The 21,359-nt window shown below is 60.6% G+C and carries 16 protein-coding genes; 10 read left to right on the top strand and 6 right to left on the bottom strand.

Annotation, left to right across the window (positions count from 1 at the left end; genetic code table 11):
- The first annotated feature begins 36 nt into the window (after positions 1–36).
- The 4 genes from tssM to IVA80_RS31245 are packed head-to-tail and all read left to right on the top strand — an operon-like array spanning position 37 to position 6,856.
- Positions 37–3,573, top strand: coding sequence for a type VI secretion system membrane subunit TssM (tssM, locus tag IVA80_RS31260; RefSeq protein ID WP_247438687.1), 3,537 nt, complete (start codon positions 37–39; stop codon positions 3,571–3,573).
- Positions 3,570–4,271 carry a type VI secretion system-associated protein TagF gene (gene tagF / locus IVA80_RS31255; protein WP_346348039.1) on the top strand — a complete coding sequence of 234 codons (702 nt, stop codon included), beginning with the start codon at positions 3,570–3,572 and terminating at the stop codon, positions 4,269–4,271. Before tssM ends, tagF begins: the two co-directional genes overlap by 4 nt.
- Before the next feature lie 6 nt (positions 4,272–4,277).
- Positions 4,278–5,054 (top strand): protein phosphatase 2C domain-containing protein, encoded by a 777-nt coding sequence (locus IVA80_RS31250; RefSeq protein WP_247438684.1) that lies wholly within the window; start codon positions 4,278–4,280, stop codon positions 5,052–5,054.
- Positions 5,051–6,856: a serine/threonine-protein kinase gene (locus IVA80_RS31245; RefSeq protein WP_247438682.1), complete on the top strand. Its 1,806-nt coding sequence runs from the start codon at positions 5,051–5,053 to the stop codon at positions 6,854–6,856. The genes IVA80_RS31250 and IVA80_RS31245 overlap by 4 nt, the downstream gene beginning before the upstream one ends.
- A 9-nt stretch (positions 6,857–6,865) precedes the next feature.
- On the opposite strand, the gene IVA80_RS31240 is transcribed toward IVA80_RS31245, so the two are convergent.
- Both IVA80_RS31240 and IVA80_RS31235 read right to left on the bottom strand, forming a co-directional pair.
- On the bottom strand, positions 6,866–7,849 hold the full coding sequence (locus IVA80_RS31240; protein WP_247438759.1) for a DUF4424 domain-containing protein: 984 nt from the start codon (positions 7,847–7,849) through the stop codon (positions 6,866–6,868).
- A 98-nt stretch (positions 7,850–7,947) separates the two neighbouring features.
- A complete protein-coding gene (locus tag IVA80_RS31235; protein WP_247438680.1) occupies positions 7,948–8,205 on the bottom strand; it encodes a hypothetical protein in 258 nt (85 codons plus the stop codon).
- 183 nt (positions 8,206–8,388) lie between these two features.
- On the opposite strand from IVA80_RS31235, the gene IVA80_RS31230 reads away from it, so the two are divergent.
- The 3 genes from IVA80_RS31230 to IVA80_RS31220 are packed head-to-tail and all read left to right on the top strand — an operon-like array spanning position 8,389 to position 12,613.
- On the top strand, positions 8,389–10,110 hold the full coding sequence (locus IVA80_RS31230; RefSeq protein ID WP_247438678.1) for a hypothetical protein: 1,722 nt from the start codon (positions 8,389–8,391) through the stop codon (positions 10,108–10,110).
- 57 nt (positions 10,111–10,167) lie between these two features.
- Positions 10,168–11,946, top strand: coding sequence for a caspase family protein (locus IVA80_RS31225; protein ID WP_247438676.1), 1,779 nt, complete (start codon positions 10,168–10,170; stop codon positions 11,944–11,946).
- A 19-nt stretch (positions 11,947–11,965) separates the two neighbouring features.
- Positions 11,966–12,613, top strand: a complete 648-nt coding sequence (locus tag IVA80_RS31220; RefSeq protein ID WP_247438674.1) for a DUF4384 domain-containing protein — start codon at positions 11,966–11,968, stop codon at positions 12,611–12,613.
- A 27-nt stretch (positions 12,614–12,640) separates the two neighbouring features.
- Here IVA80_RS31220 and IVA80_RS31215 read toward each other — a convergent pair whose 3' ends face one another.
- The 3 genes from IVA80_RS31215 to IVA80_RS31205 form a co-directional block, all read right to left on the bottom strand.
- Entirely contained in the window at positions 12,641–13,633 is a 993-nt protein-coding gene (locus tag IVA80_RS31215) for a hypothetical protein (protein WP_247438671.1), read from the bottom strand.
- Positions 13,634–13,769: 136 nt separating this feature from the next.
- Positions 13,770–15,632, bottom strand: coding sequence for a caspase family protein (locus IVA80_RS31210; RefSeq protein ID WP_247438670.1), 1,863 nt, complete (start codon positions 15,630–15,632; stop codon positions 13,770–13,772).
- 391 nt (positions 15,633–16,023) lie between these two features.
- Positions 16,024–16,809 carry an isoprenylcysteine carboxylmethyltransferase family protein gene (locus tag IVA80_RS31205; RefSeq protein ID WP_247438668.1) on the bottom strand — a complete coding sequence of 262 codons (786 nt, stop codon included), beginning with the start codon at positions 16,807–16,809 and terminating at the stop codon, positions 16,024–16,026.
- Positions 16,810–17,021: 212 nt separating this feature from the next.
- Between IVA80_RS31205 and IVA80_RS31200 the strand changes: the two genes are divergently transcribed.
- From IVA80_RS31200 to IVA80_RS31190, 3 genes are all read left to right on the top strand, one after another.
- Positions 17,022–18,800, top strand: a complete 1,779-nt coding sequence (locus tag IVA80_RS31200) for a caspase family protein (RefSeq protein WP_247438757.1) — start codon at positions 17,022–17,024, stop codon at positions 18,798–18,800.
- A 261-nt stretch (positions 18,801–19,061) separates the two neighbouring features.
- Entirely contained in the window at positions 19,062–19,565 is a 504-nt protein-coding gene (locus tag IVA80_RS31195) for a T6SS effector amidase Tae4 family protein (RefSeq protein ID WP_247438666.1), read from the top strand.
- Positions 19,566–19,871: 306 nt separating this feature from the next.
- Entirely contained in the window at positions 19,872–20,432 is a 561-nt protein-coding gene (locus IVA80_RS31190) for a hypothetical protein (protein ID WP_247438664.1), read from the top strand.
- A 699-nt stretch (positions 20,433–21,131) separates the two neighbouring features.
- Here IVA80_RS31190 and IVA80_RS31185 read toward each other — a convergent pair.
- Positions 21,132–21,314 carry a hypothetical protein gene (locus tag IVA80_RS31185; protein ID WP_247438662.1) on the bottom strand — a complete coding sequence of 61 codons (183 nt, stop codon included), beginning with the start codon at positions 21,312–21,314 and terminating at the stop codon, positions 21,132–21,134.
- Between the last annotated feature and the right edge of the window lie 45 nt (positions 21,315–21,359).

Raw genomic sequence — 21,359 nt, 5'->3', positions numbered from 1 at the left:
CCGCCGGGTCAGGTGGTTTGCGACAGGTACGAATAGATGCTTGCCAAGGACATTCTCCGCATTGTTCTCTACGGACTCGGGCTCAGCTCGCTCGGAGCGGTGATCTATTTCGCCGGTCCCTTCATCGCCTTCGGCGACTGGCGGCCGCTGGAGAACCATATCGTCCGGCAGATCGCTATTCTGCTGCTCACCACGGCCGTGGCAGGCTTCGTCGGCTTCAATCTGTTCAAGCGGCGCAAGGGTGCCAAGGAGATTGCCGATGGCATTGCTGGTGCAGACCAGCCCGTCAGCGATGAACCGGTGCTCAAGGAGCGCATGAAGGATGCGCTCGCGACGCTGAAAACCGCCAGCGGCAACAAGTCGGGCTATCTCTACGATCTGCCCTGGTACGTCATCATCGGTCCGCCCGGCGCCGGCAAGACCACGGCACTGGTCAATTCCGGGCTCAAATTCCCGCTCGCGCGCGGGGCGACGCCCGCGGCGATCGCAGGGGTCGGCGGTACCCGCTACTGCGATTGGTGGTTTACCGAGGAGGCGGTGCTGATCGATACCGCCGGCCGCTACACCACCCAGGACTCCAACAGCAAGGCCGACAAGGACAGCTGGCTGGCGTTCCTGGACATCCTGAAGAAAAGCCGATCGCGCCAGCCGATCAACGGCGTCCTCGTCGCCATCAGTATCGAAGACATCCTGACGCTGCCGAAGCAGGAGCTCGCACTTCATGCCGACGCCATCAGGATGCGCCTGCTTGAGTTGCATCAGAGGCTTAAGGTCAGCTTCCCGGTCTACGCGCTATTTACAAAAGCCGATCTCGTTGCCGGCTTCACCGAGTATTTCGCCTATCTGGGGGAGGCCGGCCGCCGCCAGGTCTGGGGTGCCACGTTCCAGACTGCCGACAAGACCCAGAATCTGGTGGGGCAGATCCCGGTCGAGTTCGACCGTCTGCTGGAGCGCCTGAGCGAGGAGACGCTCGACCGTCTGCAGGACGAGCCGACGCCCCAGCACCGCGTGCAATTGTTCGGCTTTCCGGCACAGATGGCGCGGCTCAAGCCGCAGATCCACGATTTCCTCAACCAGATATTCGAGCCGACGCGCTATCACGTGAACGCGAACCTGCGCGGTTTCTACTTTACCTCGGGTACGCAGCAGGGCACGCCGATCGACCAATTGATCGGGTCGCTGGCACGTACGTTCGGCGCTGAGGAGGTCGGTTCCGGATCCTATTCGGGCACGGGCAAGAGCTTCTTCCTCGCCGATCTGATTTCCAAGGTCATCATCGGCGAAGCCGACTGGGTCTCGACAGACCGTGCCGCGGTGCGCCGCGCGCTCATTCTGAAAACCGCGGCCCTGTCATTGATCGGCCTGGTCTCGATCGGGCTGATCGCAGCCTGGCTGATGAGCTACAAGCGGAACTCCGATTTGATCGAGCAAAGCCTACAGGCGGATAGCGAATATGCGGCCGCCGGCGCACCACTTATCAAGCAGACGCTGATTGCCGATCATGATCTCGACAAGGTGCTGCCGCTACTCTATCGGCTGCGCAATGCCCCGGCAGGCTATGGATCGCGCGGCGGGTCGGTGCCTCTGTCGGCTCGCTACGGGCTCAGTCAGCACGCCCGGCTGCTGTCGCCCTCGAAGGCGGCCTATCATACGGCGCTTGAGCGCATGTTCCGGCCGCGCCTGCTGTATCGCCTGGAGGAGCAGCTCAATGCGCGCATAAACGAACCTGCCTTCGTCTACGAGGCGCTCAAGGTCTATCTGATGGTCGGCGGCCTGCAGTCGCCAGACCGTGAGCTGATCCGCTCCTGGATGCAACGTGACTGGGCGGATAACCTCTATCCTGGCGCCACCAACGCGGAAGGGCGGCGTCTGCTCGACGAGAACCTCGTGGCAATGTTCGACCTCGAGACCGAACAGCAGCCGCTGGTCGAACTCGACGGCCGGTTGATCAAGCAGGCCCAGAGTTCCTTGGCGCGCCTGAGCGTGTCGCAACGCGCCTATGAGTTTCTGAAATCGGAGGCTCGCGCATCGAACGCTGGCGACTGGATCGCCAACCGCCATGGCGGACCCGACATGGGTGTTGTGTTCGAATCCACGACGGGGCGTCCCTTGGACGCCGTGCGGGTACCTGAGTTCTTCACGTATAACGGCTTCCATCAGAAGTTCGTTGCCCGGCTGTCCGGATTGTCTGAGCGGATGAAGCGGGAGCGATGGGTTTTGGGGGAGGCCGGCCAGCAGTCGGCCATCGACCAGCAGTACGACAATCTGGCCGGCGATCTGCTAAGCATTTATTCCAACGATTTCGTGACGACCTGGCGAACGGCGCTCGGGAGCCTGCGCCTGAAGAAGCTGCTCGCCGACAAGCCGAAATATGAGGTGCTGCGGGCGCTTTCGGCGCCGACCTCGCCGATGCGGCAAATTCTGGAATCGGTACGCGACGAGACGATGCTAACCAAGGAACGGGCGAAGCCGGCGAGCGCTTCGGCGCCAGCTGCCGCACCGGCGCCAGCACTCTTCACGAATGCCCAGGATGGACCGCCTGGCGCGATGATCGAGGCACAGTTCAAACCTTACCACGCGGCGCTCGAAGGCGAGAGCACCCGTCGGCCGATCGACTCGACGATCGCGAACCTGAACGACATCGCGCAGAACCTGACGCTGATCATCGAGAATCCCCAACTGACCGCACAGGCCACTGCTGCGCTTCAGACCCAGGTCGCAGCGCTCCGCAACAATGCCTCGCGGATGCCGCCGCCATTCTCCGACATGCTGCGAGCAGCAGCCGCGGAGTTCGAAGGCAGCATTGCGGCTTCAACCGCCGGGCAAATCCTTCAAACGTTGCGCGATCAGGTCACGCCGGTGTGCCAACAGACCGTGACCAACCGCTACCCGTTTATCCGCAGCAGCAGCCAGGAAGTCCCGCTGGCGGATTTTGCCAAATTGTTCAGTCCGAACGGCGTGATGGACAAGTTCTTCACCCAGTACCTGGCACCTTATGCCGACACGTCGCGATCGGACTGGGCTTGGCGAAAGGAGAGCCCCGTTGGTCGGTCGTTCTCGCCGGATACGCTCAAGCAATTCCAGAATGCGGCCTATATCCGCGACGCCTTCTTCCAGACCGGTGGCGGCGTACCGGCGGTATCGTTCGCGATCCGGCCGCCTGGAGCAGCCGGGCCAGGCGTGACCGTCAAGACCGAGATCGGCGGCACCACGATTACGAGCCCAACCACACCGGGACCAGCGACCTCCTCCTTGTTCGGCGGTCCGCAACCTACGCCACCGCCACAGCCACAGAGCAACTCGCCAACGACGGTCCTTTGGCCGGGCCCCGCGCCGCGAACGGCAATTTCAGTCAGTAACGACACCGGCCCGCCATCCGTGCTTGAGCGCATTGGCCCCTGGTCGTTGTTTCGGATGCTGGAGGCGGGCTCGTTAGTGGTGAAAGCGGAAACGGCCAGCGCGACTTTCATCGTCGCCGGGCGCGAGCTTAGCTATCAAATTTCGACTGGATCGTTGCGCAACCCGCTGAACTTGTCAGTGCTGCGCGAGTTTCGTTGCCCGACCGGGATATGACCATGCGTTGCGGGCTATTCGGCAAAATCGGCGCAAAGCGCGATTTCATCGCGATCGCGACGCCACGCAGCTTCCTGGAAGCCTGGGAGCCGTGGGTCCAGGCTGCGCTGTCAGCAAGTCGCCACCAGCTTGGCCCAGGATGGCAGCAGGCCTTTCTGACCGCTCCGGTCTGGCGGTTTTGGCTCGGCGCCGCGATCTGCGGCACGACAGTGGCGGGTGCGATCATGCCCTCGCTTGACGGGGTGGGGCGATACTATCCCTTGACTCTGCATGCGGTGACCGGCGAGGCCGTCTCGCTGCCGCCGCCGAGCATTGATCCGCAGGACGACTGGTTCGGGCAAGTGGAGGTGTTCCTACTTTCGACCCTGGATGGGGCCGCAACCTTCGAGCAGATCTCCGATGCATTGGATCGGCTTGCGGTGCCACGACTGCAGGAGACCGTCGCCGGCGATCCGCCGATCACTTCGCTTGATACTGCGGCAATGGGGAGGGCTTCGGCGGTCGACGCCTTCGCGGGGTCGTTTGCAGCACTTTGTGCTGCCAACCCGCAGGTCTACGCCGCGGCGAGCTTCTGGTGGACCGCCGGAGGTGAAGGCTTTCCGCCAATGGCGCTGAGTTGCCGCGGATTACCAGATCCGTTTCACTATATCACGCTGCTGACCGGTGATCTCGGCCTTGCGGCATCCGGGAATGGATGAAGCGCGATGGTGCATATTCCGTCCTTGTTCGATGTTGGTAGCGTCACCCATGCCGGACGGGTGCGGGAGCGGAACGAGGATTCATGTTTGGTACGAACCGACGTTGGCTTGTGGGCGGTCGCCGACGGTATGGGTGGTCACGAGGCCGGCGATCTCGCCAGTCGCATTGTAGTGCAGTCGCTTGACGCGATCGGCACGCCAGAATCAGCCGCAGACCTGTTGGCGGAATGCGAGGAGCGGCTGTTCAGCGCAAACCAGCAGATACTGGCGCTAAGTCATGAACGACAGGGTGCCACCGTTGGGACCACAGCGGCGGTTCTGCTCGTTCGCGATAGCTACTATGCCTGCCTATGGGCGGGTGACAGCCGGGTCTACCTGATCAGTCGCGGCGCAATTAGCCAAGTGTCGCATGATCACAGTGAACTGGAGGAACTGATCGCCGAAGGTGCGCTGTCGCGCCAAGACGTAAATGATTGGCCAAGCAATGCCATTACTCGTGCCGTCGGTGTCGCCGATGATCCAGAATTTGAGGTGGTGACAGGCCCGGCCGAACCGGAGGATATCTTTGTCGTCTGCAGCGATGGCCTGACCAGGCACGTACAGGACGAGGAGATCCTGCAGCACGCGGCTACGCGACGCGCCCAGGCGGCTTGCGATGACATGCTCGCGCTGGCTCTTGATCGTGGCGGACTTGACAACGTGACGATTGTGATCGTGCGATTGCTGACGCCACGATCTCAGGAGGCGACAAGATCTCCGCTCAATCGGGAGCCGCAACCATGACCCCGAACGATCCGTTCCGATCGTCCTATCAGGGCATGCCGCCCGGCACCCGTCTCAACGGCATTTACGAAATCGAAGCGGTGATCGGCGCGGGCGGCATGGGTGAGGTCTACAAATGCCGTGAGATCCAGACTGGATCGCCTGTTGCGGTGAAAATGCTGCTGCCCGACATGGTTGAAAACGAGGCGGCGCTCGCGCTGTTCCGTCGAGAGGCCGCAGCACTTCACAATCTTCCGCATGATGCGATCGTTCGCTACTTCCTGTTTACCGTGGAGCCGGTGCTGCAGCGACCATATCTCGCGATGGAGTTTGTGAATGGCCGCTCGCTCTCGAACATGCTTGACGATGGACCATTGACTTTCGAGGCGCTGATCAAGCTGATGCAGCGCGTCGCATCGGGACTGGAGGCTGCGCATGGGCACGGCATCATCCATCGCGACGTTTCTCCGGACAACATCATCGTTCCGCTCGACGACGTCAGGCGGGCCAAGATCATCGACTTCGGCATCGCCCGGTCGACCCAGATGGGTGACAAGACCATCATCGGCTCGGGCTTCGCTGGCAAGGACAACTACGCATCGCCGGAACAGGTAGGGTTGTACGGCAATGACGTGACGGCGAAATCCGATGTCTACAGCCTCGGTCTTGTGCTGTTCCATGCGCTGACCGGACAGAAACTCGACATGGGCGGCAGCCAGTTTCAATTGGTGGAGAAGCGCCGGCGAGTGCCCGATCTCGGCGCGGTGGATATGCGCATCCGGCCTTTGCTGGAGCGGATGCTGCAGCCTGATCCGGCATTGCGCCCGACCATGGGGGAGGTCAACAGCTGGACGCCGGCCGGTTTGGCCCAGACGCCGGCCGCGCCGTTATATGGCTTCGATCCGCTGCGGCGGCCGGAAAGCGCGGCGCCGGCGCCGCAGGACAGGATGCCGTCGACCGCGCGGAGTCCGCGCAGCCTCCGGCTGGGGGCGGGCGTCGCGGCTCTGTTGCTGCTGGTCGGCGGCGGATATGCCTTCTACAAGCTGGTCTGGTCAGCGCCCGGCACCGCGGTCTTGCCGCCGCCTCCGAAACTCGCTGGAACAATGGTGCCGCCGAAGGTCGAGCCCGCAGGACCGCAGCCCGGACGCCAAGAGCCGGAGAAGTTGTCCGCGCAGCCGACAGCGACGCCGTCTCCGGCACTCGATGGGCCAAGGCGAACTGAGCGCATCCGCAAATACGTGGCCCAATATTCCGGTGGTGACTGCTTCTTCGTCTTGCCGATTGCCGTGAGCCCAAATGCCGCTGTCATCGAAGGGTTCGGTGTCTCGACCGCCCCATTCGACACGTTCGACAAAGCGTTTCGGCGTGAGCAGGGTTTCGAGGCTTCGATCGGCGTCAGGCAAGTGACCCAGGCGCAATGCCCAGCCGTCAAGTTCTTGAGTCAGATCGGGAGCGATCAGGCGCGAATGCCACGTATCACCCTGTCAGCGACAGAGCTGAAGGGAGGTGAAACCCTCAATGGGACCATTGAGAACTTTGCCAACCGCGTGGTGGAGTTGCTCATGGTGTCGGATCGCGGCGAAGTCCAGAGTCTGTCTTATCTTCTGAAGCCGGGCATCGACTCACTTTCATTTACGCTCCCGACAGCGCGCGCGAGCGGTCCGCAATTGCTGTTGGTCGTGGCGGTCCCGCAGGTCCTGGACTCATTGCGCCAGCCGCGACCGATGGCTGCCGACACGTTCTTCCTGCAGGCGCTAAGCGAGGCTCAGCGCAACAAGTTGACTGTCATCGCGGCCGCGCGCTACGTGCTGCTCACCAATTGACCGGCACGCTCAGAATATTCCGATCACCAGGATTTTCAGGTCGGCATCCGGCTTGAAGTCGCTTGCCGTATATTCAAGCGTGTTTCCAGTAGCAGACGATGCCTTTAGCCGCCCAGGACAGAAGCTCACCAACCGGTCGCTGCCGCCTGGGTCGATAGTCAGCTTGAATGACCGGATCGGTCCGGCCCAATTCGCGCCGGTCTTGAGCACGTATGATATGCGCCGCTCCTGCAAATTCGCGCTGTTGATCTGGTTACCGCCCGCGCGCTTGTCGAGCTCGGCGAGGAACGCATCCTGGACGCAGTATTCTTTCCGGTAGCGCGCGACTTCCTGACCAAGTGCGCTGCTGCGGCGCAGGTTCGAGCGTAGAATGGTGTCAGGACTGGAGCCGACGCTCGGCCGGTACTGGTGTTCAACCGTGACGGTGCGCATGGGCGGAAACACCTGCTGGCGCACAGCCGAGGTCTTGATAACCCAACCCGGCGCATACTGCTGGCGACCGTTGTCAGTCATCCCGGCCGGCATCAGAAGTCCGTCGTCCGCGAGCCGGGTCCGGGTCGCCGCGGGCAGATCGCTTACCCGGATCTCGCGGCCACCAATCGGCAGCAGCGGCAACTTGAGTTCGCGGAGCAGGGCACTGACATCCCTGTTGCCAACCATGGCGCGCTGATCGACGGTCAGCGGCGCCGGGCTGCCATCGACCTTGGTCTCGAAGTCGACGAAATTGATCGGATCATTTGACGGCAGTGCAATGTTCTCAGCCTCCGACAGATCGATGTCGGGCAGCGGAAAGGCAACGGTAAGCGTGACCGGCTTGGCGGTGACGTTGGTGAATTGATAGCGAACGCTGATCCTGTCGAGTGCGATACGAAGGTTCTCGCTCTCCATGCTTACGTCATTGGTGCGTACCAACTTGAGCCCGCCAATCGACAATTCCGCAGCCGAGTCGTTGGCGCGTGCCGGCCAGCCCGTCGCAACCAGCAGCGCGACCATCAAGGCCCGTATCCGGAACGACGATCGGGTGGAGGGTGCGTTTGGCAAGCTAGTCTCCATGCGGCGTCGCAGCATTCGCTGGCTCCATCCGATGCAGGTCAATCGATCGGCTGATAAAGATCGCCCCACTCGGACTTCCAGACCCCATCTGGATCGCACACTACGAGCGCGAGCTTTACGTCGTTTGCCAGCCGCACCGCGCCTCGAAAAGCATCCTGAGCTGGTAATTGCGCGCTGACCTGATCGGTGGTCAGCCGTCCCCGGCTCGCGGCGGCCGGCAGCACGATCGATCCGGAGGCGCCATCATTGTCGCGCTTCAGGAGCAGAGTGATCGCGTCGGGCTGGATTTCATTCACTTGCTCAAATCTGTTCCGGGCCATTGTTTGCACCGCAAGCTGAAGAAATTTCGGACAATCACCGTCCAGTGATAGAATTGAACGTGATTGAGTTTGCTCACCACTAATTGACGCGCTGCATCAACGACATCTCCGATTAGTCGATCCGACGCGGCGATCGGTTCGGGGTACATTGAGGCGAATATGCTTCGTCCAAATTGTTGGATCTGGGTCTTCATCGTTGGCGCTGGCATTTTCGGAACCAAGGCCCACGCCGATGACACTGTCGTCCGCAGCTTTGCCGGCGGTTCGGCTGCTTCAATGGTTGGCATCGTCCCAGCCAGCGAGGACGTGGAACTCGCGGGACCGCAAGCACTCAGCGCCGACGGGCAGGGTAACCTATTTGTGCTCGATCAGATCAACGGTCGCATCCTCCAGTTTGACCCGAAACAGCCAAATTCCGATCCCGACGTCCTCAAGATGCCGAAAGACGTCCAACCGACCGATCTCGTCGTCCACAACGACGACATGATGGTTTGGGACGGTGGCGTACGGACGCTGAAGGCAGCGCCGGGGCAGTCCACGCGCGGCCTTGGTGGTGATGTGATCCAGCTGGAGGAGGTCTCGAGTCGCGGCGCGGACGATCGGGTCGCCGTCTCCGCTTTTGCCCAGATGGGATCACAGGCGCCCGGCAGCGCGACCGACTTGCTCGACCAGAACACCCGCGCGGCCATCATCAAGACGACGCGGCAGCCTGACCGGCAATATGTGGCTACCCGAAGCAAGGGCTCGGTGATCGCCGACATCATTCCGGACAAGGGCAATGCCAGCGTACGGGTCGAGATACAGACCATGGTCACCAACGAGACGATCGGCCAGCTCGGCCTGCGGGTGCGTAATCAGCTCGGCACGGTAGAGTTTCTCGAGGTTGACAACAGTGACCGCTTCTACGTGCTGGCGGAGGACGTTCCACCATCGGGAAAGGCTGCCTCCACGTTCGTCGCGCGCTACGCCGCGAACGGGCGTCTCGAAGGAATCTATGAGCTTCCTCTGGAAAATACACCGCTGACCCGGCGGTTCGTAACGGTTTCGGGCGATGGCGATGTCTATTTCCTGCGGACCAAGCCGGACGGCATTGAAGTGGTTGGCGTCGGCTTCAGGCCTCTGACCAACGCTTCGACTATCGACGTGCGGCCGCCGCGAACGTCAGCCGCGCCGGCACCGCGATCCGACGTCAAATTTGACGCGGCGGCCGCCGTGAGGCCGTCCAACCGCCAGCAGGCGATCGAGACAGCGTTCGCGTTCGAGGGCATCCAGTGGAAGCTGACGCAGGCGAACTACGGCAACGATCCCGACAGCCAATGCAGCGGCTTCAGCCGTGTTCGTCGGCCGTGGTATCTGCAGGGAAAAATGAACCAGGAGGTGCGCGGCGTACCCTATTGCTGGGGCTGCCACGGTTCGCTCGCGAACTTCCGGCAGCGAATCGAGAGCGGAACGCTGGCTGGCAATGTGTGCACTCGCAATGCGCCACGGCCGGATGTGGCTGGCGTCGACTGTTCGGCATTCGTCAGCGCCGCGTGGGGGCTCTCCGTCCATTATACGACTGCCGCTATCCCCGCGATCGCAGCGCCCGTGGCAAATCCTTGGGACCTGAGGCCCGGCGATGCGTTCAACAAGCCGGGCTCGCATGTGATGTTGTTCCTGCGGTTCACGCCTGATCGCAAGGCCGAGGTCATGGAATCCTCGACCGGTGGCTGCAACGGCCGCGTCTGTCGCAACGTCTATCCGTTGGCGAGCCTGCTCGCGCGCGGCTATGTTCCGGTCCGCTTTCGGGCGTTCGCGGACGATCAGACGACGGTTTCAGCGGGCGCCTATCAGGACACCCAACCGCCGGCGGGCCGTAAAACGGCAAGCAAAAGGCGCTGAACCCAGTGTGTCTCCAGAGCTACAAATTAGGTAGGCATGATGTCGAGGTGGATCACGATGCGGATGCCCAGAGGACTTGATTGCGGGATCGGGCGGCTATGCGCCACCATCGGGCTCGCTGCGTTGATCGGACTGACAATCCCGCAGGCGCATGCGGCAGGAGATTTGTCGATCAGCAATCCAGACGGGGCGGCGGTGCGCGCGCTCGTGATCGGGATCGACGACTACCAGCACGTGCGCAAGTTGAAGGGTGCGGTCGCTGACGCCACGGACATCGTCACCAGCCTGAAATCCATGGGGGTTGGTGACGTCGTCGAACTGACTAACGCCCAGGCCGACAGGGCAGGCGTCCTGCGCGAGATCAGTGCACTGGTGGAGCGGACCAAGAACAACGACCTCATCTTTCTGTCGATCGCCGGTCATGGCACCCAGGAGCCGGAGCGCGTCAAGGGCGCGGAGCCGGACGGCATGGAGAACGTGTTCCTGCTGCCAGGCTTTGAAATCACGCCAGCCGGGTCCGTTGAGCGTGTTCTGGGCAGCGAGTTCAACCATTTCATCCGGCAGTTCGAGCTGCGCGGAGCGAGGGTGATCTTCGTGGCTGATACCTGTCACGGTGGCGGTATGGTGCGCGATATCGATCCGCGTGCCGCTGAGATGAGCTTTCGGCAGGTCCCGCGCTACACGTTGCTGGTCGACGAATTGAAGCCGGTGTCGGACAGCAACGATCCGAAGTCCGAACTCGACCTTGACCACACGGCGTTCCTGGCTGCGGTGGACCGCTACACCAAGGCGCCGGAGGTCCGCATCCCTGGCATCGATGGCCTACGCGGGGCTCTCAGCTATGCGGTCGCGCGTGCGGTGGAAGGTAGCGCGGACGTCAATCACGATGGGAAGGTGACGCTAAAGGAGCTTTTCAGCAATGTTCGGCAGGTGGTCTATCAGCTCTCGGACCAGCGCCAGAACATCGTGACCATATCATCGCCAGCTCAGACGCCGGATACCGACGTCGCCTTCGGCTTGACGCGCGGTGTCGTCCTGATTCAGGGGCCGGCCGCGCGAGCGGCCTCGGATCAGGCCGGAGCCGGGGTGCCCGTCGAGGGACAGACGCCCGCACCGTCGGCTGTCACGGCCAAGGCACCAGCCGTTCCGACCCTTGTCGGGGCGACCAAGGAACTTCCGACTGGCAACGCGCCGGGGCCTCTCCGTCTCACTGCACCAATCCGGCTGGCGGCGCTCGACGGCAAGACGAGCTATTTTGTGAGCGTGAAGCCAAAAGATGTTTCCGTGCAGGCTGTGCAACCGACGGACAATCCCGACCTGATTTGGGATCCTGTGTCGCACGACGTGATCGCTTGGGGTGATGTGGTCGCCTATGGGATGGACGTTGCCAGCCTGCCGACGGTGATTGGTCGGACAGCGGCAATTCGTGAACTCAAGCGCGTTGCGACCCGGTCGCCGCAGGTGATGCGTATTTGGCCAGACGATCGCCAACAACGTGCTGGCCAGACCGTCGAAGTTGACCTATCTGATGTGGCATCGAGGGCGGTGCTGCTGTTCAATGTGTCTGGCGATGGCACCATCCAATTGTTGTATCCGGTAGGTGCTGATGCGGCGTTGGCCCGATCGGCGAGTTTACGCCTACCGCTCAGGGTCGGCGAGCCGTTCGGTGCGGAACAGATCGTTGCGGTGACCTCGCAGCAACGCATGGTCGATCTTGAGACGATCCTGACGCAGTTCAACCGGCGTCGCGCCTCGGGGCAGGTGATCAAGAGTCTCGAACGTTACTTGCCTGCGGACGCACGAATCGCCTCGATCGGCTTCTTCAGTGCTCCCTGACTTTTAGGGAGAGCAGGCCATGCCGTCATCGCAGCCAATTCGTCAGCAGCGACCATGGCTCTCATTCCTGCTGCTGCTGGCGGGTAGCGGAGCTGCCTCCGCAGCACCGTTGCCGTCGGCATCGCTGCATGTCGGCACGACGTATGCACCCTGGCTTTGGCCCGTACAAGCGACGCGCAGGCAGGCCGATACCGCCAGTGTGTCCCTTCAGATCCTGCCGGGTCAGACCGTCAACCTCGGCGGCAAGGTTTCGTTCGGCGTCACCGCGAGGAAGCCGGGATATCTCCTTCTCGTCGACGTCGACGCGGAAGGGCGGATGTCCCAGATCTTTCCGACTCCCGAGCTATTGGCACAATCGGACGGACGCGACATCAATCTCGTCAAGCCCGGCGCCGAATTTGTCGTTCCGACCCCGGCGGCAAGGCAGCGTGGTTTTGAATATGTCGTCTCACCGCCGACCGGATCAGCAGTGATGATCGCCATCCTGAGCGAGCGGCGGGTGCAATTGCTCGATTTGCCAGACTTGCCGCGCAAGCTACAAGATCAGGCCGAGGCATTGAGCTATATATCGGCCTGGACCAGTGAGCTGCGAGTGCCGGACAATGGCAGCGGAAAGCTGGTGACAAACAATTGGTCGTTCGACCTCAAGTCCTATTCCATCAAGTGAGCCCGGTAAGGCTAAGGCCTATGAAGGCTAAAGCTTGCTCAGCCGACTGAAGAAGCCGCCCCGGGCGATCATGTAATGAATGTCCTTTGGAAAGGGAAAAGCGCTGCGGACGTTGGAAATCGCGCCCTGAAGGAATTCCCCGTGCTGTGGCGCCGGCTTGTGGTGCAGACGCGGCTGGTCAGCGACCTGCGGTATCATGAAGCGATCCACGAAAGCCGGGTCGAGATCGTTGACCCTGACCATCTGGCCAAATGCCGGGAATAAGTCGTAATGACCGACCCTTACGCTGAGGTTCTTGAGAGCAGGACGTTGTGGCTGCGCTTGATTGCCATCGGCCGTCGCTAGCCCGCGCCCCACCAGGTCCAGCTTCACCGATTGCGGGAGAGTTGATGGACCGTACACGATCTCGAGCGCGCGGCCGCTCTGTCCAGACAGCCACTGGTACCAGAAGGTCGCATCGTCGGGCCGCGCATTGGCACCGTAGAGGCAGTCAAATCCCCAACAAGCCGTCAGCTTGCCCTGATACTTTCCAAGGCTCCCGACGAGATTGCGCATGCCGTTACCACCGCCGGAGTGGCATGCGATGATGAGCTTGCCGATCTGGAGCTGAGGAATGGACGTCGAGGAGATACCCAAGAACCTGGCAAGAGCTCCAAGGATCTCCTCGAGATAGCGTTCGCCCCAGTTCGCGCTTGCCAGGTCAGACACGCTGTAGTTTCCGGCAAAGGTGTCGCCAACGGCATATTCGTAGCCTAGGAACGGCGCGATAAGCACCACGTCCTTGCCGGAATCCCGGACCTGTTCGCGCAGCCGCGCTGGATCGTTGTGGAACAGGAATTCATGGTTTTTGACGTAGAAGCCGTGAAGCCAGATCACCACATCGAACTTGGTGGCGGCTGCTGGGTGTTTTGGCGGAAGATAAACCGCCGTCGGCTTCATGCCGGGTGCCTGCCGTTTCGTGAAGAGCGTCACCCCTGGAAAGGCGTTGGCGTCCTTCAGCTCAAGTTCACACGCCGCCACGCAGGTCGCTCCGCTTCGGCCAAGTCAGGCACGGACCTGCTCGACGTGATGTTGTGCTCAGCTGCCGGCCACGTTCGCGATACCAAATCGCCGTGGCCCCATGGCCTTCGAGACGCCGTGGCAGCCGCGCGCGTTGCTAGTGGCAGGACTCGACATTACCGGTGTTGCCCCCGGGGCCGCCGCCGCCACGGTATTCGAGATGGCAGCCGCGACTGACCTGACGGCATAGAGATTGATCACAAACGATCTGACCACCGCCGCCGCCGCTGTTCTTCGCAGTTGCTTGCCGCCGCGGAACGTCGGCTGTTGACTCCGGCCGCTCGCGTGCCGAACGATCCGCACGCAATGGACGCTCGTCCGTGTTGCGCCTTGCAACTGGTTTCTTCCCGCGTCGCTTCTCGCATTCATTGTCGTCGTTGAGGAACGAGCCCTCGGCACAGGTGATCCTGCTGCACTGGTCACCGTCAGCCTTATATCCATGATCACAGATCAGAGGACAGACCCGGGACGGCTTGAGCTTGATTGCGTCAAGCGCGTCAAGACTTGCGAGCTTGGCGTCGAATTTGGTTCCCGCGTGCCGGTTGAAGAGAGCCAACGAGCGCTGTGAGGCCGCATTCCATTGGCCATCGACCGAGCCGGCGAAGCAGCCGACGCGGCTCAATTCGCCTTGTACGGACTTGGCGATATCGGCTTTTGCGATATCGGTCTGGCGCGGCTCGTCGCTCAGTGCCGCAAGCTTGGGCGTCTTGCTGTCCTCACCGGGCGCAACGGCCGTAGGGTTATCCGCGACGGTACTCTCAACAGCCGGCTTATTCCCAGAGAGTGCAGCGACGATTGTAGATTCGGATGCAGTTCGTTTCCGTTCCGCCTCGGCGGCTTGCTCCTGCGCCGCTTGCTTTGTCCTCTCGGCGGCAATCCGGACCTCTTCCGCAGCCTTCAGATCCGCGGCCGCCTTCTCCTGGTCGGCACGCTGGGCGCCCTGCGACATCAGGCGAGCTTGTTGCTGCTCGGCCTGCTGCGCTTTCGCCGTGGCCGCGACGCGTGCGTCCTCGGCATCGAGCTGATTAAGCTGCAGCTTGGCCAGATTTGAGTAGTATCCGTCCGGATGCTGGGTCAGGAACGCGTTCAGAGCAGGCTTGTTGCGGAGCTGCAAAGCCAATTCGTAATCACGACGAATTTCCGACTGGGGGTTGGCTGCTTGTATCGGCTCCTCGGCCTTGGCAGCCGGAACAAGTGCAACGTCATCGCCGCCCAGCGAGCCGTAGACATAGGGCTCCTGTCGGTTTCCCGTAGCTTGCAAGACATCGTCGCGGACGAAGCCGAAAGCCCTGCGCAAGTCGAGGCCCGGCTTTGCAATATACTTCACGAGAGCCGTCGCGTATGGACTATTCGTGCTGTTGCCATCGAGTGCGGTTAGTCCGGCTTTCGCGGCAAACGCGATCAGTGTGTTGGAGACGGCGGGTTCGACCCTGGCCAGCCCGCGGCTGATTGATCGCGAGGCAACTGTACGCTTCATCGAGTCGGCAAACGGATTGTTGCGGCACGCGTCGACGATCACAATGCGCAGCTGCCTTGCAGGCTCGATCGCCAGCAGGACGCGGTCGAGCGAGAATGCTTCGTCATAGATGTCCGTGTCACGCTCGAGTCTGGCGTCTGTCGGGATCAGATAGTTCGTCCCGTCGATCTCGATACCGTGGCCAGCATAGTACACCAAGGCAATGTCGGCATTGCGGGCCTGATCGGCGAATTCTCTCAAGGCCCGCCGCATTTCGGTCGCGGCGAGGTTGAGCCTTGAGTCAACCACATCGAAACCTGCCCCCTTCAAGGTTGCGGTGATGGCCGCAGCGTCGTTGGCCGGGTTTGGGAGCAGAGGGGCGTTTTGATAGTTGGCATTGCCGACCACCAAAGCCACGCGCTTTGTCGCCCAGGCTGGCTGAGAGGCCAGGAACAGCGAAGCGGCGAGAAGAAGCAAAATTCGAAGGTGGCTGTATAATCTCATGGCGAAACGTCCAGCATCTGCCCGAAGAATGGTAGCGTCGCGAGGAAGGGCGCCCAGAATCGTCACTTAAATAATTCGCAAGCTACTGGCCGCCGCATCTCCGTACAGTACCAATATCGAGACCAATCCATTCCTAGTGTTGTCGCAAAATTCGGTGAGGGCGTTCAAAGACCACGGAAGATTGTTGGGACCGACCCGTCGTGCGCCGCTTTAAGGAGGATGATCGCGTTCATCCGAGCCTTTCGTCAATGTGAAGATCAAATATAATATATTGATATTATTCGTGTTTTTGTTCTTTATCGGTGGTGTAATTGAAGGGCCGACAAGGTCGTGGCAATGATGAATCGAAGGTTCCGCTGAGCCGCACATCGAGGAGATGTGAACCGCGGTGTCAGGCGTGCGGATCGATCGCCTTGGTCGAGAGCTCCGGCCTAGCCTGATGATCTCGCGGCCTGAGTCTCGCGGGGATCAGACCTGCGGGGATCAGACCTGCAGGGACCAGAAAAGGCGTTGCCGCGGCATAGACGTCATACTCAGGGAAGGCCAGTCTTAGAATCCGCTCTTCGTTGATCATTCGTCGGCACTGAATCATCGCAACCACGATGGCGATGAGCACGGCAAGTGGTGAAAGGACCTGAAGTGCGACACCGGCCAACGCAATCCCCTCACATAGGTAGAGGGGATGCCGGACGACTCGATAAGGCCCTTCCGTCACAAGGCGCCTTGCCTCCGGTAGAATGCTGAAGGATTTGCCCAACCAGCGGAGCACCACGATGGAAAGCGAGATCCCCACCAGGATCAACGTCGTGGACAGAGCCGACCAGATCGGGCCGAGCTCTGCCTTCGGAAGAAAAGCGAGTGCGACGGTCGGAAATGCGCCCAGCAAGGCCGAGACCCGCATCTCAACGCCCTTCGACTTCATTGTCGGGACCAGCCGGGTCATGGTTGTCAGTGCAACGAGTCCGAGGAACAGGACGTTGGCAATAATGGCCGCGATCATCAGCAAGTCGCTCACGCTGCCCAACGGAAGTCGATGAATGCTGGCGGCACCAATGAGAGCAGACCCGCCATAGACGATCACGATGGCCGCCCTCGAGGTCCAGTCCAGCCAGGGATTACCGCCACCGGCGATCCGGTTCCTGGCTGTCCCCTCCTGGCCGACCTTCGCGTCAGTCACAGCAGTGATCTCGCTCGCTCAACATCTGCCTCACTAGATGCCAGGCCTCCGGAGAGGTCAATTGGCTGGCCACCATCTCCGAGCGCGGCCACACTAGCCAATCCCATGCGGTTCCACATTCCGCGGGCCTTCCGGATCGTCGAGTTGTCATTGAACCGATTCCGTCGTGGCGACACGAATAATAGAGCGCATAATTGAACAGTAGTACTGCCATGGATTTGCACGGATTCGTGAATCTGCGCCGAATCTTGTTCCTTCTTCTTCCTGTGCTGCTTTTCTGTCAGCCGGCATGGGCGGGAAATCGCGTCGCACTCGTCATCGGCAATTCTGCCTACAATAACGCGGCGCCACTTTCGAATCCCGTCAATGACTCTGCGATTGTCGAGGCGACACTAAAGAACGCAGGTTTTGACGTTGTGCAAACCCGCCGGGATCTTCAGGCGGTCGAGATGCGGCGCACGTTGCGCGATTTTGCCGATCAGGCTCGCGACGCAGATGTGGCCGTCATCTATTACGCCGGTCATGGTATGGAGATCGAAGGTACGAACTATCTGATCCCGGTCGACGCCACCCTCGAGCGCGATACGGACGTGTACGATGAGGCGTTTTCGCTCGATCGCGTCATGCTGGCTATTGAACCGGCAAGGCAACTGCGACTTGTGATTCTCGACGCTTGCCGCAACAATCCTTTCTCCGAAAAAATGAAGCGGACGGTCGGCTCGCGGTCCATCAGCCGGGGCCTTGCCCGAATTGAGCCGGCGACGGCGAATACTCTGGTTGCCTTCGCCGCCAAGGCTGGCTCGACAGCGTCGGACGGCAACAGCAAGAACAGTCCCTACGCTGCCGCATTGGTCAAATATATCGGGACTCCGGGCCTGGATTTGCGCAGGGTGTTCGGCTTCGTTCGCGACGACGTCATGAAAGCGACGGGCAATCGGCAGGAGCCCTATGTTTACGGCACGCTTGGCGGCGACGATGTGCCGCTGGTACCCGCCAAGGAAACAGCCAAGGAGCCAACCAAGGAATCAGCCAAGGAATCAGCCAAGGATGCTACGAAGGAAGCTGCCCCAACGCCCACGCTGCGATCCGAAATACGGCGCGACTACGAGCTCGCGATGCAGGTTGGCAACAAGGATGCACTGAACTTCTTCATCGTCCAGTATCCGGATGGTTACTACGCAAGTCTTGCAAAGCTTCAGCTCGCCAAAATCGATGCGGAGGAGAAGCGCGTTGCTGCGGCCGAAAAGGCGCGTCAGGCCGAGCAGGAGCAGGCGCGGCTCGTCAACGAGGGCGCACAACAGATGCAACTTGCCAAGGCTGCCTCGGATCTGGAAGCAGCGCAGGAAGCTCGGGCCGCCGCCGAGGCCGCCAAGGAAACCGCGCAGCATCAGGCGGCTCAAGCCGAACAAAGGCGTGTCGCGGCTGAAACGGGAGCTGCCGCGAAGAACGCTGCACCATCAGCAACAGGACAGCCGCAAGAGGCGAAGGCAAACACGGACACAAAAGTGGTAGCGCTCCCCAATCCACAGGCTCCCGCGCCGCCACCTTCGCCGGTCGAGCTGGCAAAATCGGTGCAAACCGAATTGCGCCGGGTCGGCTGCCTCACGGGATCGGCCGGTGGAGAGTGGGATGCGGCGTCGCGGCGCTCGCTTGAGCTGTTCAATCAAAACGCCGGCACCAAGTTCGATACCAAGACCGCGCGCGCCGATGCGCTCGATGCGATCAAGCTCAAGCCGGCGCGGGTTTGTCCTTTGATTTGCGGATCCGGCCTCAAGCGCAACGGCGATCACTGTGTCAAGATTACCTGCGCTGCAGGTTACTTTTTGAATGACGACGATGAATGCGAGAAGCGCAAGATCCGTCAGGCCCCGTCCGCAAGACTTGAACGAAGGGAGAGGGAGGCTGCTCCTGCAAGACCAGCAAGACCCGAGGCCAGCGCAAGCAACAAGCCGGAAGGCGGCGGAATGCCATTCATGTTTTTCCTGCCCTGAAGATTTCAGCTGATATAGTGTAGGGCCGTGTTCAAACATGTCGTTCTGCGTCGGCCATTCTGAACGTAAGCCCGGCTCTAGATACCGGCTCTAGATAAATGTCTCCTTGCGGAGATTTCCGGGTCTGCGCGACACATTTCCCAACTGGATTGGCCGATCCGCCTACTGCCAGCCAAGATTGCCAAAATTCACCGGTGCGTGCGCACTTCTGTCGTCGGATACTGTCCCGCTAAGTTAAAACGCTGTTATGGGGGTGAGGTCGTGGGATTGATCAACATATTCTACAACACCATGCTGAATAACCACCCGAGCAGGACCGACGATTTCAAGACCATGATCAATGGCTCCATAAAGAAGTTCCACGATGAACCGGGGCATAAAAATACATGCGCCTCGAAGATATCCTGGGCGCTCAACCATATCGATGGTCACTATGTGAATTGCGATGGAGACTATGGAAAAGGTGGCGTGCTTGTCAAAAAAGTTCGATTTCTCATGGACGATGGCGGTTGGGAGTACATCTTTTCAACGCTCGATCTTCGGCAGTACCTGAATAACAGGTATGGCTCCGGGCAGATGCTTCCGAACACATCCAAACTGGGTAAGCGGAACGGGGTGATCATATTTGAACCCACAGACACGGGTAACATTGGCCATACCGACGTCTGGGTAAATGGGCAAATACACGATGCCGACATGTACTTTAGCGATTGGTATTCCGCAGTGACAAACGACAGGATATTTTTCTGGGACCTCAGTTCATAGCGGATGTCGAACAATGGGACCGCGTGTTCGCAGGGCGCATGCTCGTCTGACCCGATTCATGCTCAGTCGACGAGGCGGGCGAGCAGAAGAACAAACAAATCTCTCTGGTCCACGGTATTCAGCCGAGAACCTTGCGAATCGCGACGGCTGGCCATGGTCAACCAGTCGATCGCGTCGGTGGCTGCGGAAGGTCGTAGGACTGCGAGTCGCCAGTCGGCTTGATCAGAATACGTTGAATGTAAGCCGCTCCATTTCGAAAGACGGCGCACGGAGATACAATCGCAATTCCGAACTTCGGAGAAGCTGATGCCCATTCCGTTGAGGATTTACATCACGCCATTTGCCGAGAGGGGAACCGTTGAGCCCGGGCAATGGAGCAGCCACACGGCCAAGAAGGCGCTCGACGTGGTCAATACGATCTGGTCAAAGGCCAAGATCTCGTTCGTGATCAGCGATTGCTTGATGGATAAACCGCTCGACATGGCAAAGAGCGCGCGCAGCAATGATGAGCGATTGCTGGGTGTTCTTGCCTCTCGGCACGATCCGGACAATGCCATCCACATCTACCTCGTCAACTCGGTGGAAAATCTGTCCGCCGGCGGAAGCTCATACCCCAATAGCCAACCCGAGCCGGCAAGCTTCGTCCAGTGGTATGGCAATGACCACGCCAATGGACGCGCCTGGGCTCACGAGCTGGGCCATCTGATGAGCCTCGATCACGTCGAGATCGACTATTCCAATGAGAAGCAGGCGGCGCAACGCGTCAAGAACCTCATGACGATAGGGTTGAGCGCCGGCTCCGACTTGACTGGCCAGCAGATCGATGCAGCCAAGGACTCAAGGCTGGTCAAGCGATTTGGCGGATAAGTCGTTGACCGGCCGCCGAAGCCGTCGCCGCCGTCGTCCTGCAGATCGCGTGTCCGCGCGAAGCGGGCGGGCGCCCTCTTCGCGGCGATCTCCACCGAATTCCGCAAAACGATTACGTTGTGGCAATCAACGTAGTTATATGCTCCCGGCCCGACGTCGCGGCGTGAGGACTTACGGCAAATTCCCTCTCGCCAAGCCTCGTAGGCGGAGCCCTTGGCGAGCCGCTTGATCGAGAGCAATTGATTGAGTGTGTCTCGCGCATGGCGGCGACGCCTTAAGGAGAGAGCAGGGCTGCACCGACGGCAGGGTGAGATACGCAACTTATTCGGGGAACCTGGAGTTCATGAAATCGACACCTGCACGAACTGGTCGCTTCGGGGCGCGCGGAAGATGCCGATCAGCGTGTCATGGAGGCAACTCGAAACGCCCTTCTGACGTTCCTGTGCGACGAGCGTGGGAATCTGCGCATGGGTACCTTCCAAAAAAGTCCCCGCCATCCAACGTGGATGACGGGGCTTGAGCTTTCACTTTTCACTTTCGATCTTCTGAAAAGTTACTTGCTCTAACCGGATAACGGCCGGCCCGCCTATTCGTTCCGGAAGCGCGGTCTCATGCTCTCACCGCCACCGGGACGATGCCGTGCACGCGACAATTTGTAGGACGCGGTCGCTGTGGCCAATGCGCGCCGACTTTATGCCCTCAGAGTCGATCCGGCCTGTCCATTGCGTTCAGCACCGCATCGATTTTGTCGAGGAGACGCTCGATCTCCTCGTGCTCGTTGGGACCGGGGCATTCTTCCAGGCGGCTGAGCAGGTGCTGCTTTTGCGTCAACAGCTCGGCAATCGTCGTCATCGGAGGCGGTAGTTCGCGGTGCTCGAACATTGTCGACCCCTCTGTTCTCTTGGCGAGGCGACCACCAGATTATCC

Source organism: Bradyrhizobium sp. 139, from assembly GCF_023074175.1.
Taxonomy (GTDB): domain Bacteria; phylum Pseudomonadota; class Alphaproteobacteria; order Rhizobiales; family Xanthobacteraceae; genus Bradyrhizobium.
The sequence above is the reverse complement of the archived record's forward strand: the minus strand, read 5'-3'. Positions and strand labels throughout refer to the sequence as shown.

Coding starts and splice junctions, on each gene's coding strand:
- tssM (WP_247438687.1), top strand. CDS start 37: ATGCTTGCCAAGGACATTCTCCGCATTGTTCTCTACGGACTCGGGCTC.
- tagF (WP_346348039.1), top strand. CDS start 3,570: ATGACCATGCGTTGCGGGCTATTCGGCAAAATCGGCGCAAAGCGCGAT.
- IVA80_RS31250 (WP_247438684.1), top strand. CDS start 4,278: ATGGTGCATATTCCGTCCTTGTTCGATGTTGGTAGCGTCACCCATGCC.
- IVA80_RS31245 (WP_247438682.1), top strand. CDS start 5,051: ATGACCCCGAACGATCCGTTCCGATCGTCCTATCAGGGCATGCCGCCC.
- IVA80_RS31240 (WP_247438759.1), bottom strand. CDS start 7,849: ATGGTCGCGCTGCTGGTTGCGACGGGCTGGCCGGCACGCGCCAACGAC.
- IVA80_RS31230 (WP_247438678.1), top strand. CDS start 8,389: ATGCTTCGTCCAAATTGTTGGATCTGGGTCTTCATCGTTGGCGCTGGC.
- IVA80_RS31225 (WP_247438676.1), top strand. CDS start 10,168: ATGCGGATGCCCAGAGGACTTGATTGCGGGATCGGGCGGCTATGCGCC.
- IVA80_RS31220 (WP_247438674.1), top strand. CDS start 11,966: ATGCCGTCATCGCAGCCAATTCGTCAGCAGCGACCATGGCTCTCATTC.
- IVA80_RS31210 (WP_247438670.1), bottom strand. CDS start 15,632: ATGAGATTATACAGCCACCTTCGAATTTTGCTTCTTCTCGCCGCTTCG.
- IVA80_RS31200 (WP_247438757.1), top strand. CDS start 17,022: ATGGATTTGCACGGATTCGTGAATCTGCGCCGAATCTTGTTCCTTCTT.
- IVA80_RS31190 (WP_247438664.1), top strand. CDS start 19,872: ATGCCCATTCCGTTGAGGATTTACATCACGCCATTTGCCGAGAGGGGA.
- IVA80_RS31185 (WP_247438662.1), bottom strand. CDS start 21,314: ATGTTCGAGCACCGCGAACTACCGCCTCCGATGACGACGATTGCCGAG.